8 protein-coding genes are annotated in these 13,252 nt (G+C 73.2%); 1 reads left to right on the forward strand and 7 read right to left on the reverse strand.

Annotated features, from left to right (window positions below):
• Positions 1-36 precede the first annotated feature (36 nt).
• Both EJV46_RS06940 and EJV46_RS06945 read right to left on the reverse strand, forming a co-directional pair.
• Complete coding sequence (locus EJV46_RS06940; RefSeq protein ID WP_131547817.1) at positions 37-2,277, reverse strand: xanthine dehydrogenase family protein molybdopterin-binding subunit; 2,241 nt, start codon at positions 2,275-2,277, stop codon at positions 37-39.
• A 67-nt stretch (positions 2,278-2,344) separates the two neighbouring features.
• Complete coding sequence (locus EJV46_RS06945) at positions 2,345-5,965, reverse strand: DUF3971 domain-containing protein (RefSeq protein WP_131547818.1); 3,621 nt, start codon at positions 5,963-5,965, stop codon at positions 2,345-2,347.
• A gap of 74 nt (positions 5,966-6,039) precedes the next feature.
• Here EJV46_RS06945 and EJV46_RS06950 point away from each other — a divergent pair, with 74 nt between their 5' ends.
• Complete coding sequence (locus EJV46_RS06950) at positions 6,040-8,964, forward strand: bifunctional [glutamine synthetase] adenylyltransferase/[glutamine synthetase]-adenylyl-L-tyrosine phosphorylase (RefSeq protein WP_131547819.1); 2,925 nt, start codon at positions 6,040-6,042, stop codon at positions 8,962-8,964.
• Positions 8,965-9,057: 93 nt separating this feature from the next.
• On the opposite strand, the gene EJV46_RS22700 is transcribed toward EJV46_RS06950, so the two are convergent.
• The 5 genes from EJV46_RS22700 to EJV46_RS06975 all read right to left on the reverse strand — a co-directional run bounded on the left by EJV46_RS22700 (position 9,058) and on the right by EJV46_RS06975 (position 13,241).
• Positions 9,058-9,321: a hypothetical protein gene (locus EJV46_RS22700; RefSeq protein WP_165585377.1), complete on the reverse strand. Its 264-nt coding sequence runs from the start codon at positions 9,319-9,321 to the stop codon at positions 9,058-9,060.
• Between the two features lie 75 nt (positions 9,322-9,396).
• Entirely contained in the window at positions 9,397-10,212 is an 816-nt protein-coding gene (locus EJV46_RS06960) for an ABC transporter permease (protein WP_131547820.1), read from the reverse strand.
• A gap of 52 nt (positions 10,213-10,264) precedes the next feature.
• Positions 10,265-11,206: an ABC transporter permease gene (locus EJV46_RS06965; RefSeq protein ID WP_240782431.1), complete on the reverse strand. Its 942-nt coding sequence runs from the start codon at positions 11,204-11,206 to the stop codon at positions 10,265-10,267.
• Positions 11,203-11,592 carry a VOC family protein gene (locus EJV46_RS06970; RefSeq protein ID WP_131547821.1) on the reverse strand — a complete coding sequence of 130 codons (390 nt, stop codon included), beginning with the start codon at positions 11,590-11,592 and terminating at the stop codon, positions 11,203-11,205. Before EJV46_RS06970 ends, EJV46_RS06965 begins: the two co-directional genes overlap by 4 nt.
• Positions 11,592-13,241: a peptide ABC transporter substrate-binding protein gene (locus EJV46_RS06975; protein WP_131547822.1), complete on the reverse strand. Its 1,650-nt coding sequence runs from the start codon at positions 13,239-13,241 to the stop codon at positions 11,592-11,594. The genes EJV46_RS06970 and EJV46_RS06975 overlap by 1 nt, the downstream gene beginning before the upstream one ends.
• Between the last annotated feature and the right edge of the window lie 11 nt (positions 13,242-13,252).

Here is a 13,252-nt window from a genome sequence, read left to right on the forward strand (position 1 = left end):
CATCGTCGAAGAGGAGGCCGCGGCAAAGCCCGCCGGCTACCGCAGCGCGCGCCAGATCTTCTCCGGCGTGGCCGGCATGGTGACATCCGCGCCGAGGGCATCCCGCAGCGCTGCGATGATGGCCTGCGGCGCCGCGATGCAGCCGGCCTGCCCCGTCCCCTTCACGCCGAGCCCATTGGCTTCCGTCGGCGTGTCCTCGCGCAGGTGGATGTCGATGTCCGGCAGGTCGGAGGCGCGCGGCATCGCGTAGTCCATGAAGCCCGCGGAGAGCAGCTGCGCGCTCTCCGGGTCATAGGCGATGCGCTCCATCAGCGCCTGGCCGATCCCCTGCACCACCCCGCCCTGCACCTGGCTGCGCGCCAGCATGGGGTTGAGCAGCCGGCCGTAATCGTCCACCGCGATGTAGGAGACCAGCCCGACCTCGCCCGTCTCGGGATCGAGCTCCACCTCGGCGGCATGGGCGCCGTTGGGGAAGGTGACGAGGTCGAGGGCATGGGCGGCCTCACCCTCCAGCCCGCCTTCCTCGGCGGCGATCTGGGCCAGGGTCAGCCCGCGCCCGTCGGCGAGGCCGAAACGGCCCTCGGCATAATGCAGCCCCTCGGGCGTCGCCTGTAGCAGCCGGGCCGCGACGCTGCGGGCCTGGGCGAGCAGCGCGCCGGCGGCGAGCCGCATGGCCTCGCCGCCCATGTGCAGGCTGCGCGCGCCGCCATGGCCGTTGCCGCGCGGGATGCGGCCGGTGTCGGCCTGGACGTAGCGGATCCGGTCCATCGGGATGTCGAGGAGATGCGCGATGTATTGCGGGAAGCTGGTCTCGTGCCCCTGCCCGTTGGACTGCGTGCCCACCGCGAGCTCGACCATGCCCTCGGCATCGACGCGCAGGCGCGACCATTCGCCGGGCGCGCCGCGCGCGGTCTCGAGGAAGCAGGTGAGGCCGAAGCCGCGGCGCTTGCCGCGTGCGGCGCTCCCGGCCCGGCGGGCGGCGAAGCCGGCGCGATCGGCGAGGCGGGCGCATTCGTCAAGGCGCGCGGAAAAATCGCCGTCGCGGATCTCCATGCCGAGCGCCGTGCAATAGGGCAGCGTCGCGATCAGGTTCTTCGCGCGAAGCGCCTGGGCGTCCAGGCCGGTCTGCTTCGCCGCCATCTCGATCAGCGTCTCGATGATGAAGTTGGCTTCCGGCTTGCCGGCCCCGCGATAGGCCTCCATGGGCGCGGTGTTGCTGAAGGCCCCGCGGACCGCATAGTGGATCGCCGGGATGGCGTAGCAGCCGCCCATGGCGGTGGAGGCGGCATTGGTCGGGCAGGCCGGCCCGCTGCCGGAGAGATAGGCGCCGAGCTCCGCCACGGCCTCCACATTCAGTGCCAGGAACCGGCCCTCCGCATCCAGCGCCAGCGCCGCCTCGGCATGCAGGCCGCGGCCATGCGCGGCGGCGGAGAAATCCTCGGTCATGGCAGCCATCCAGCGGATCGGCCGGCCCAGCACGCGCGCCGCGTGCAGCAGCGAGAGATGCTCGGGAAAGGAGACGTTCTTCACGCCGAAGCCGCCGCCGACATCGGGCGCCACCAACCGCAAAGTTTCGGGCGCGAGGTCCATGGCCTCGCAGATCTGCTTGCGGATCGCGTGGAGGTTTTGGCCGTTGCAGTGGAGGGTGAGCTGCCCGTCCTCCACCAGCGCCAGCGCGGCGCGCGTCTCGATCGGCGCGCAGGTCACGCGGGGATTGGGGATGGTCCCGCGCACCACCGTGGCGGCAGAAGCGAAGGCGGCCTTCACCGCCCCGGCGTCCCCCTTCTGCCAGCGGAAGGCCAGGTTGCCCGGCGCCTCCGCGTGCAGTTGCGGCGCCTCCGGCCGCAGCGCCGCATGCGGGCAGCTCACGGCGTCCAGCGGCGCGTAGTCCACCTCGATGAGTTCAGCAGCATCCAGGCCCTGGTCCAGCGTCTCGGCGAGGATGCAGGCCACCGGCTGGCCCACGAACCGCACGGCATCGGTGGCGAGGCCGGGCCGCGGCGGGATGATCAGCGGCTTCTCCGAGGCGATCACCGAATGGCAGGGGATAGGGCCGATCCCCGCCGCCGCGAGGTCCTCGCCGGTCAGGACGAGGTGCACGCCGGGCGCGGCCCGCGCCGCCCCCGTGTCGATGGACAGCAGGCGCGCATGCGCGTGCGGGCTGCGCAGGAAGACGGCCTGCAGCGTGCCTGGCGCCATCTCGCGGTCATCCACGTAGCGCCCCTGGCCGGTGAGGAAACGCTCATCCTCAAGGCGCCTGATGGATTGGCCGAACATTCCCGTCTCCGAAACCCGGCGACAGGTTTAGGCGGCCTGCGGCGCGGCGCCTAGATCACCTCACGGCCTAGCGGGCCGGCCGGCTCCCCTCGGCCAGCCCGAACAACCCGCGCAGGAATCCGGGCGTCAGCGCGGCGAGCGGGTTCACCGTCACCTCCGCGCTCTCCGGCGGCCCCTGCGCCCGGAAGGTGGCCGCGAAGACGCCCCCGCCCTGCTCAGGGCTGAACAGCCGGCCCACCAGTGGCAGGTTGCCGAGCAGCGTGTTGAAGAGATAGGCCGGCACGATGGTGCCCTCGATGTCGAGGATGGTCCGCTCGCGCAGGATCCGCCCGCGCGCCGTCAGGCCGAGCGAGGCCGAGAAGGCGCGCGCATCGTTGATCCGCAGCACCTCGGGCGTGAGGGTGAAGGGCACCACCGCGCGGCTGAACACCAGCCCGCGCTGCATCGCCTCCACGACGCCGAACAGCGTCATCGCCTGCAGGATCTTGCCCAGGGTGGGCGCGTTGCGGACGGTGAAGTTGTCGAGCTCCGCCGTGCCCGTGAGCGGCGCCCCGGGGCCGGGCTGGTCGTATTGGGCGTTCAGGGTGAGCCGCCCGCCCTGGATGGTCTCGACGATGCCGAAGGCGCGCAGCATGCCGCCGCCATCCTCCGCCGAGCCGCGCAGCTGGCGCGCCTGCCCGCGCGGCGTCATGAGCAGCTCGAAGCCGCCCGTGCTGCGCGAGGTCCGCCCGCGCAGGCTCGCCTCGCGCAGCACGCCGGCGGAATCAATCCGGCCGCGCGCCTGCATGGCGAAGAGGTCACGCTCCGGCCCCAGCATCACCTGGTCGAAGCGCAGGTCCAGCGCCAGGGGCGCCTGGTCCCCGGCCGGCGCCTCGGGAGGCGCGTTGCGGTCCCGCGCGGCGCCGCCCGAGACCTGCCCCTCCGTGCCGAAGAGCGAGCGCAAGTCCAGCACCGGCCCGCGCAGCGTCACGTTCCAGGGCTGGCCCGAGGCCGGGGGGGCGCGCGCATCGCCCGTGAGCCGGCTCGCGCCGAAGCTCGTCTCCTGGATCTCGACCCTTTCGATGCGCCCCGCGCGGGCCGTCGCACGGGCGCGCAGCGCGAGTTCCAGCGCCTCGATCCGGATGTTGTCGATGCCGGTGAGCCGCTCGCCCTGCATGCGGAACACGGCCTCGGCCGAACCGGGACTGCCCGCGCGCTTCGTCCAGCCCAGGGGCGCGAAGGCCAGCACCGCATCGCGCAGGTCGGCCTGCAGGTTGACCACGCCCTGCCCGTTGCGCCGCCGCTCGGTGCGGACCTCCATCGCGACGGGGCCGCGCAGCAGGGCGCCTGTGTCGAAGCCCAGCATGGCCAGCCGCTCGGCGTCGCCGCGCGCCGTCACGCTCTCGCGGCTGACGACCTGGCTGGCGGGTCCGGGGCGGAAGTCCATCTCGACCCCGAGGCGGAGCGGAATGCCCACCATGCTCGCGGTCCCGCTGAGGCGCAGCTGCTCGGTGTCCGTCACGAAGTCGAGATTGGCCGCCTCGAGGTCGCGGTCGAAGAGCAGGCGCGTGAGGCGGGCATTGGTCGCCTTCGCCTCGGCCCGAAGCCGCACCTGCTCCATGCTCAGCGTCGCGATCAGCGGAAAGCCGATATTGAGCCGCCCCTCGAAGGCGCCGGCCGCGACCGTCGCGGGAAAGGGTGTCCGGTCGAAGAGATGCAGCCGCGGATGGCGCACCACGTTCACGATCTCCGCGAGCGGCCCGGCCATGCCGAAGGACATCTCGGTGCGCTCCGGCCCATCGGCCGGGAAAACGAAGCGCAGCGTGGAATCGCGAATCTCCAGCGGCCCCGGCTGGCCGGCCGCGTTCTCCTGCCGGGCGGAGGTGACCTGCACGTCGATCGCGTCGAGGCCGAAGGTCGCAAATCCCGTCGCGTTGCGCACGGGCGGGATCGGGCGCAGCCAATGCACCGTGGCGCCCTGCACCTCGATCCGCCCCGTCAGGGCGGTGAGCCGGAAGCCGGAATAGTCCTCGGCCGCCTCGGCGGTGGCCTGCCAGCGCCCGCCGCCGGCCTCGCCCGCGGTGATGTTCTCGGTCACCCACTCGCGCGCCCCGGCACCGAGGCCCTGAGGCCAGAGCGCCGGCAGATCGGCGAAGCGGGCGCGGTCCAGCTCCAGGCCCATCGTGCCGCGCCAGCGCCCGTCCCGCAGCGCGGCCTCGCCCTGCGCCTTGACCGTGCTGGCGACGGCGCCGGGGCCCGGCGGCGTGGGCAGCCGCAGCGAGAGGTTCTCCACGCGCAGCCAGTCCGGCCGCACCTCGGCCACCAGCTCGACGGCCTCCACGGCGAGCCGCGGCCCGTCCGGAGGACCGTCCGGCGCGACGAGCAGCGCGTCGGCCAGCACCGCCTCGATCCGCGCGCCCGGCAGGCGCCATCGGGTGAGGTCGGCATCGGCGGCGACCTCCAGCCGCAGCATGGCGTCGCGCACGGCCCCGCGCGGCGCGGCGCGCAGCAGGGCGGCGCGGGTCGCTGGCGCCAGTCCCTCCGGCCAGAGGTCCGGCAGCTCGGCGAGGTCGAGCCGCGCGACGCCGGCACGGAGCTCGCCGGACCATCCCCCATCGGCGAGCGCGACACGGCCGGAGACCTCCAGCGTGCTGCGTCCGGGCCCTGGCAGTTCCAGCCGCGCCTGGTCCAGCGAGATCTGCCGCCGGTTGCCGTCGAGGCTGGCCGAGAGCCGCGCGAAGGGCAGCGCTGTCTCGCCGTCCAGCTTCAGGCTGCCGCCCTCCGACGCCTGGATGTCGAGCCCGCCGCGCAGCGGCCGCCCCGACTGGTCGAACTCCGCCCGCGCCTGGATGGCGACGGGCGCGTCGAGGATGGCGAGGGGCGCGAGCGGCGGGATGACGGTCGCGATCTCCGAGGGACGCAGCACCGGCAGGTCGAGCCGGACGGAGAAGCGGAGGGGATCCCGCCCTTCTCCCTGATTCTGGGCCCGGCCGCGCAGATGCACGGGCAGGTCGACCTCGCCCATGCGCATCACCGCCTCGCCATCGGCCTCGAGGCCGCCCTCGGCCAGCCGCTGCAGCTCGATCTGCGTGTCGTTCAGGAACCAGTCCCGGCCGAGAAGGCGGTCGCGCACCGTGACCGTGCCGCCCAGGATGCGGATGCGCCGCAGCGAGGTATGCATCGCGCGGTCCTGGGCCGGCTCCATCAGGTCGGCCAGGATGTGCTCCACCGGCTCGCCCGCCGCCGCGTCGGGTGACGGTGCGCCGGCGCTGCCGAAGTCCAGCGAGAGGCCGCCCTCCTCGTCGCGCAGCAGGATCAGGTTGGGCCGGCGCAGCTCGATGGTGGCAGGCGCCAGCGTGCCCTGGAGCAGCGAGGCCAGGGAGAAGGTGATGGCCGCCTCAGGCAGGGTGACCAGGGCCCGCCCCGCCGTGTCGCGCAGGGTGACGCCGGTCAGGCGGATGTCCAGCGGCGCGCCCCTGCCGCGCCAGCCCTCCCAGGCGACGGCGGCGTGCTCGATGCCGATTCGCATGGCGCTGTCCGGCCGGTTCGTGGCGCGCTCGATCTGCCGGGCGATGAGCCCCCACTCGATGGGGCCGTGCGCCAGCCGCGCCACGAGCGCGCCGATGGCAAGCCCGCCCAGCAGGGGGATCGCCAGGAGGAGGCCGCAGCACCATCCCGCGACGCGCGGCAGGTGGCGCCGCCGGCGCAAGGAAGGAGCCGAGGAAGGCGCCGGCGAAGGGGGTGGGGGTTGACCCTGGCTCACCTGCGGTTCTCCTGTGCGGCATGACGCCGCTTCATGATCCCGAGGCTGTCCAACGCCTGCGCGACCGCCTCGCCGCCGGCAATCCGACGCAGCAGGCCCTCGGCTCCCGCGCCGATGCGGCCCCCCTGCTCGAGGTGATGGGCGCCCACAGCTCCTACCTGGCCGACCTCTGCTGGGCCGAGGCGCCAGCACTGACCCGCCTGCTCGACCGCGGGCCGGAGGAGGCGATGGAGCTCGCGCTCGATCCGCTGACCAAGGCCGATCCGGCGGCGGCGCGGGATGCCGTGGCCAGCCTGCTGCGCCGGGCCAAGCGCCAGGGCGCCCTGGTGGCCGCCGCGGCCGACCTCTCCGGCGCCTGGAGCCTGGACCGCGTGACCCAGGCGCTGAGCGAGCTCGCGGACCTCGCGATCGACTTCGCCTGCGCCCATCTGCTGCTGGAGGCCGCACGGCGCGGCCAGATCCGGCTGCCCCGGCTCAAGGGCGAGCCGAAGCAGATCACGAAGGGCTCGGGCCTCATCGTGCTGGGGATGGGGAAACTCGGCGGGCGGGAGCTGAACTACTCCTCGGATGTCGATCTGCTGCTTCTTCATGATCCTGATTCGCCTTCCTATCACGAAGAATACGGCGCGGCTCCCTATGTCCGTCTCGCCCGGGACTTGGTCCGGCTGATGGAGGAACGCACGGCGGAGGGCTACGTCTTCCGGACCGACCTGCGCCTGCGCCCGGACCCCGCGGCCACCCCGCTCTGCGTGAGCGTGCCCATGGCCCTCTCCTATTACGAGAGCCTCGGGCAGAACTGGGAGCGGGCCGCCATGATCAAGGCGCGGCCGGTGGCGGGCGACCGCGCGGCCGGCGAGGCCTTCCTCCGCGAGCTACGCCCTTTCGTCTGGCGCCGGCACCTGGACTTCGCGGCGGTGGCGGACATCCATTCGATCAAGCGCCAGATCAACCGCCACAAGGCCGATCACGGCGCGGGCAGCGAGATCGGGGTGGCGGGGCACGACGTGAAGCTCGGCGCCGGCGGCATCCGCGAGATCGAGTTCACCGTGCAGGTGCTGGAGCTCATCTGGGGCGGCCGCGACCCGGCGCTGCGCGACCCGACGACCCTCGGCGCCCTGGCCGCCCTGGCTGCCGCGGGCAAGCTGGACCGGCGGGCGGCGGCCGATCTCGCCGATGCCTATGTCTTCCTGCGCACCACCGAGCACCGCCTGCAGATGGTGGCCGACCGGCAGACCCACCGCCTGCCCGAGGCGCCGGGGGAGCTGGCCCGTATCGCCAGCTTCATGGGCTTCGCCGACACCCCGGCCTTCGCCGAGGCGCTGACGGCGCATCAGCGGCGCGTGCAGGGGCACTATGCCAGGCTCTTCGAGGCGGCGCCGCAGCTCAGCTCCTCCCAGGATTCGGGCAACCTCGTCTTCACCGGCGTGGACGACGACCCCGAGACCATGAAGACGCTGCGCGGCATGGGCTTCCGTGATCCCGCCTCGGTCGCGGCCATGGTGCGGAGCTGGCATCACGGCCGCCCGCGCGCCATGCGCAGCGAGCGGGCCCGCGAGCTGCTGACCGAGCTGATGCCGGCGCTGCTGGCCGCGTTCGCCCGGCAGCGCGAGCCCGACGCGGCGCTGGCGCGCTTCGACACGCTGCTGCAGCGCATGGCGGCGGGGGTGCAGTGGCTCTCGCTGCTGCACCGCAACCCGCGCCTGCTGGTGCGGCTTGCCGGGCTGCTGGGCGCGGCGCCGCAGCTCGCGGACCACATCGCGCGGCGACCGGCGGCGCTGGAAGGGCTGCTGGCGGGCAGCTACGCGGCGCCAGGGGAAAAGCCGCTGGCCGCCCTCCCCGCGCTCATGCGCGAAGCCCGCGACCTGGACGAGACGCTCGAGGCGACCCGACGCCTCGTCACCGAGCACATGATCGAGGTGGATGCCGCGGAGCTCGAGGGCCGGGTTGACGCGGACAGCTCGGGCGAGCAGCGCAGCGCGATCGCCGACGCGGCCCTCGCGGCGCTGCTGCCGGCCGTGCAGGGCGACTTCGCCCGGCGCTTCGGCAAGGTGGCCGGCGGCGGCTTGGCCATCCTGGCGCTGGGCAAGCTCGGCGGGCGGGAGATGCTGCCGGGCTCCGACCTCGACCTCATCTTCATCTACGACCACGAGCCGGAGGCCGAGGCGAGCGAGGGCGGCGCGCGGTCGCTGGCCTCCTCGGAATATTTCATCCGCCTGTCGCACCAGGTGGTGGCGGCGCTGACCACCGCCGGGCGGCATGGGGCGGCCTTCGAGGTGGACATGCGGCTGCGGCCCTCGGGCAACAAGGGCCCCGTGGCGACGCGGCTCTCCTCCTTCCAGCGCTACCACATGGAGGAGGCCTGGACCTGGGAGCGCATGGCGCTGACCCGGGCGCGCGTGGTGGCCGGGCCGGCACCCCTGTCGCGGCAGATCGCGGCGGCGGCCGAGGCCGCCCTGACCGCGCCGCGCGACGCGGCCAAGGCGCTGGCGGATGCGGCCTCGATGCGGGCGCGGATGCTGCGCGAGTTGCCGGCCGACGGGCCCTGGGACCTCAAGGCCATGCCGGGCGGGCTGATGGAGGTGGAGTTCATCGCCCAGGCCATGACCGTGGCCCATGCGGCAGAGCACCCGCGCCTGCTGCGGCGGACCACCCGGCTGGTGCTGGGCGAGCTCGGCCGCCAGGGGCTGATCGACGAGCGCGAGGCGGCCACGCTCATCCAGGCCGAGCGGCTCTGGCGCGCGCTGCTCGGGCGGATGCGGCTGACCGTCGGCAAGTGGAAGGAGCCCGGCCTGCCCGTGACCGTGGAGGAGGCGCTGCGGCTCGGCGCCGGGACGCTGGTGCACCAGGAGGTGCATGACCTGGCCGAGCTCCGGGACGTCATGGCGGCGCATGCCGCTTCCGTGCGCGCGGGCTTCGAGCGGCATCTGGGCAGCCTGTCGGGGTAGCTCCCGTTCACACGCGGTTACAACCTGCCTTCTTCCCGCGCCAATTCGACCCGGATCATGCCTTCACATGAAGGCTGAATGACCTCCTGGACATCAATCGAGGAAACCATGCGCAAGCTGTTCATCATGGCCGCTCTCGGCCTGGCGTTGATCTCGGGCGCCGCCTCCGCAGCTACGGCGATTGGCGCGGCGCCTGTCGCCATGGCGGAACCGGTGACGACGGTGCAGCACCGGCACCATCACCATCACCACCGCCCCCACTATGGCCACCGCCATCACCACCGGCCCCATTACGCGCCGAGGCCGCATTACCACCACCGGCCGCACTGGCAGCACCACCATCATCACCGGAATCATGGCCGGCGGCATCATCCCCCGCGCTACTACGGCTGGCGCTGACCGCCGGTAGACGGCGCCCGCGGTCGTCCCGCTTCAGCGCCGGCGCGCCACCCCGTCCGCGACGAGGTTGCAGCCGAGCACGGCGAGCAGGATCGCGAGGCCAGGCCAAAGCGCCGCCAGGGGCGCCTGGAAAACCAGTTCCTGCGCATTGGCCAGCATATTGCCCCAGGACGGCGCAGGCGGCGCGATGCCCAGGCCGAGGAAGCTCAGCACGCTCTCCGCGAGCACGGCGCCGCCGACGGCCAGGGCCGTCGCGATCGCGATGGGCGCCGCGAGCTGCGGCAGGACGTGACGCAGCAGGATTCGGGCCTCGCCGACGCCGAGCGCCCGGGCCGCGCGCACGAAATCGCGTGCCAGCACCGACAGCGCCGTCGCCCGCACCAGCCGCGCCACGCCCACCCAGCCGAAGGCGGCGAGGAGCGCCGCGATGCGCAGGATGTCGGCCACGGCTTCGCCGCGCGGCAGGCCCAGGGCGGCCGGATCGAGCGCGGCCAGGATCACCAGCAGCGGCAGGGCCGGCAAGGCGAGCAGCCCGTCGGCCAGGCGCATCAGCGCGGCATCCAGCCAGCCGCCGCGCCAGGCGGCCAGGAGACCCACGACGGTGCCGATCACCGTGGCGGCCAGCGCGGCCATCAGCCCCACGATCAGCGAGACGCGGGCGCCGTAGAGCAGCCGCAGGAGGATGTCGCGGCCAAGGTCGTCGGTGCCGAGCGGATGGATGGCCGAAGGCGGCTCGAAGCGTGTGAACAGGTCCGGCAGGAAGGGATCGTGGCCCAGCCAGGCGGCGGCCAGCGGCGCGGCGGCGGCGGCCAGGACCAGCGCGGCCAGCAGAGCGATACCGGCCCTCATGCACTGTCCGATCGCAGAAGGGCGAAGCCCGGAGGCGTGAATCCGCCAGCCATCATGCCAACCGAGGGTCCAGCCAGCGCTGGGCGAGGTCGGCCGCGAGCGTCGCCAGCATCGTCACCACCGCGACCACCAGCAGCGCCAACAGCGCCAGGTTGAAGTCGTTGCCCATCACCGCGTCGTAGATGAGCTTGCCCATGCCGGGCCGCGCGAAGACCGTCTCGGTGATCAGGGCGCCCGAGACCAGGGCGCCCGCGTCCAGCGCCGCGAGGGTCAGGAGGGGCACGCCGGCATTGGGCAGAGCCTGGCGCCAGAGGATTCGGGCTTCGCCGGCCCCCTGGGCGCGGGCCGTGCGGATATGCGGCTCCGCCATCGCCGTCGCGAGCGCGGAAGCGGCATGGCGCGCGTAGCCGGCGAGATGCCCGAAGGCCAGGGTCGCGACGGGCAGGATCAGGAACCGCCCTCCGCCGTCGCCGCCCGAGCTGTCGCCTGGCGGGCCTCCGCCCGCGGGCAACCAGCCGAGCTGCACGGCGAAGAGGATGATCAGCAGCAGCCCCAGCCAGAAGGACGGCACCGCCTGGGCAAGGAGCGCCAGCCCCTGCACTCCCGGCGCCAGCCTCGGCTTCAGCGCCGCCACCGCGCCGAGGCTGACGCCGACCCCAACGGCGAGGAGCAGGGCCAGGCCCAGCAATTGCAGCGAGCTCAGCAGGGGCGGGCCCAGAAGCTGCGCCACCGGCTGCGCGAAGAGCCGCGAATGCCCGAAATTCCCCTGCAGCACCGCCCCGGCCCAGGCCAGGTAGCGGGCCATCAACGGCTGATCGAGGCCATGCAGCGCGCGCAGCCGGGCCGCATCCTCGGAGGTGAGCCGCGGATCGCCCGCGATGGCGAGGTCGATGGGATCGCCCGGCATCAGCGCGATCAGCAGGAAGGCGCAGAGCGAGAGGATCGCGGCCGTGACAGCGATCTGCGCCAGGCGCCAGAGGATGAGGCGGGTCACGCCTCCGCCCTGTTGCACACCGCCTCGACGCGATTGCCGTCCGGGTCGAGCAGGAAGGCGCCGTAATAGTGGTCGTGATACTCCGGGCGCGGGCCGGGGGGGCCGTCGTCGCGCCCGCCATGCGCCAGGCCCGCGGCGTGGAAGGCCCGCACCGCGGCGCGGTCCGGGGCCCGGAAGCCCCAGTGCCGCCGGTCCGCCGCCACGCCCGGCCGGACGTAGATGGAGAGGAAGCTGTGGCTGTCGTCGTCGGCCGTGTTGCGGAGGCCGTAGCCGATGCCCTGCTCCGTCACCCAGACGCGCGGCACGCCGAGCGCGCCCATCACCGCATCATAGAAGCGCAGCGCGGGCTCCAGCGCATTCACCGTGATGGAGACGTGATCGAGCATCAGCGAACCCGCCACTCCTCCGCCCAGAGGCTGGAGAAGTTGAGGTGGCCGGTCGGCCGCACGCCCTCCAGCCAGGCAGGCCAGACATGCGCGTCCTGGCGGAACCACAGCGGCAGCGAGGGCAGCTCCTCGGCATAGATCGCCTGGAGGCGATGCCACAGCGCGCGGCGCTTGCCGCGGTCCAGCTCGATGGGCAGCGCCTCCAGCAGCGCGTCCATCTCGGCGTTGCGGAAGCCGGGATAGTTCTGGCCGGACCAGTTGCGGGCGGCGGTCGGGATCTCGTCGGAATGCAGGCTCGTGCGCGGGACGCTCTCGGGCGCGGAGACCCAGGCGTAGAGCGCCGCCCCCTGGAAGCGCCGGCGCGACATGGTCTCGCCGAAGAAGACGCGCGGCGGCTCGTTGCGGATGCGCGCTTCCACGCCGATCCGGCGCCACTGCGCCTGGATGACCTGCTGGGTCGCCTCGCGCGAGCGGTTGCCCGCGGTGGTCATGAGCTCGAAGGAGAGGCGGTCGCCCGCCGCGTTGCGCCGGATGCCGTCGGAGCCGGGGCGCCAGCCCGCCTCGTCGAGCAGCGCGGCGGCGCGGCGCGCGTCGTGGGGCCAGGCCCGGACCTCCGGATCGCTCGGCCAGTCGAGCGGATTGACGCTGGTGTTGGCGACGGTCTGCCGCCCCTCGAAGAGCCGCGCGACGATCTGCGCACGATCCAGGCCCAGCAGCAGCGCCTGGCGCACGCGGCGGTCGGCGAAGAGGGGCATGTCGAGATTGAGGTCCATGTGCTCGTAGATGAGGCCCGGCTGGTACTCCACGCGGAAGCGGGCGCCGGTGCGCCGGGCCAGGGCCGTCGCCTGCTCGACGGGCAGGCCGAGCTCGCCGGCGACCATGTCCAGCTGCCCGGCCAGCAGCTGCGCCTCCAGGGCCGGCGTGCTCTCGACGGCGCGGATCACGATGCGCCGGAAGGCGGGCGCCGGGCCGTCCCATTGCGCGTTGCGCTCCAGCGTGATCGCGGCGCCGGGCTGGACCTGGACGATGCGGTAGGGGCCGTTCCAGAGGCCGGGAGTCGTGGGCTCGGTATCGTAGAGGGTGCGGGTGCGATAGGCGCGCGGGTCGGCCCGCCAGCGCTCGCGCTCCAGATGCGCCGGCAGCGGGGCGAAGTCGCCGAGGCTCGCGAATTCGAAGGTCACGCGGTCGAAGCGGAGCGTGAAGCTGCGCGTGTCCTCGGCGATGAACTCATAGGCCGAGCGGAAGAATTCCGCCGGGCCGATGCCGGTGGCGGGCTCGCGGCCGGCTTCATAGGTCAGGCGGAGATCGTCGGTGGTGATGGGCGTGCCATCGCCCCAGCGCAGGCCCTCGCGCAGGCGCCAGGTGACGCGGATGCCAGGCTTACCCCCGGGGGTGGCCTCCAGCCGCGCGAGGCCGTTCTCCAGGGTGGGGAGCGTCTCGCAGAGCAGGCATACGAGCTTCCAATCGGCGTCGTAGGCCGTGACGGGGCGGCGGCTGAAGCCAAGCGCATAGGACTTCGCCACCATATTCTCGATATTCGGGTGCAGCGTGGACGGATACTGCGTGATGCCTATGGTCAGCGTGTCGCGCGTCTGGGCATGCGCGGGGAGCGCCCAGGCCAGCATCATCAACAGCAAGCGGGCGAACATACCAAACTCCA

Source organism: Roseococcus sp. SYP-B2431 (assembly GCF_004336745.1).
Classification (GTDB): domain Bacteria; phylum Pseudomonadota; class Alphaproteobacteria; order Acetobacterales; family Acetobacteraceae; genus Roseococcus.

Coding starts and splice junctions, on each gene's coding strand:
- EJV46_RS06970 (WP_131547821.1), bottom strand. CDS start 11,592: ATGCTCGATCACGTCTCCATCACGGTGAATGCGCTGGAGCCCGCGCTG.
- EJV46_RS06950 (WP_131547819.1), top strand. CDS start 6,040: ATGACGCCGCTTCATGATCCCGAGGCTGTCCAACGCCTGCGCGACCGC.
- EJV46_RS22700 (WP_165585377.1), bottom strand. CDS start 9,321: ATGATTCCGGTGATGATGGTGGTGCTGCCAGTGCGGCCGGTGGTGGTA.
- EJV46_RS06960 (WP_131547820.1), bottom strand. CDS start 10,212: ATGAGGGCCGGTATCGCTCTGCTGGCCGCGCTGGTCCTGGCCGCCGCC.
- EJV46_RS06940 (WP_131547817.1), bottom strand. CDS start 2,277: ATGTTCGGCCAATCCATCAGGCGCCTTGAGGATGAGCGTTTCCTCACC.
- EJV46_RS06975 (WP_131547822.1), bottom strand. CDS start 13,241: ATGTTCGCCCGCTTGCTGTTGATGATGCTGGCCTGGGCGCTCCCCGCG.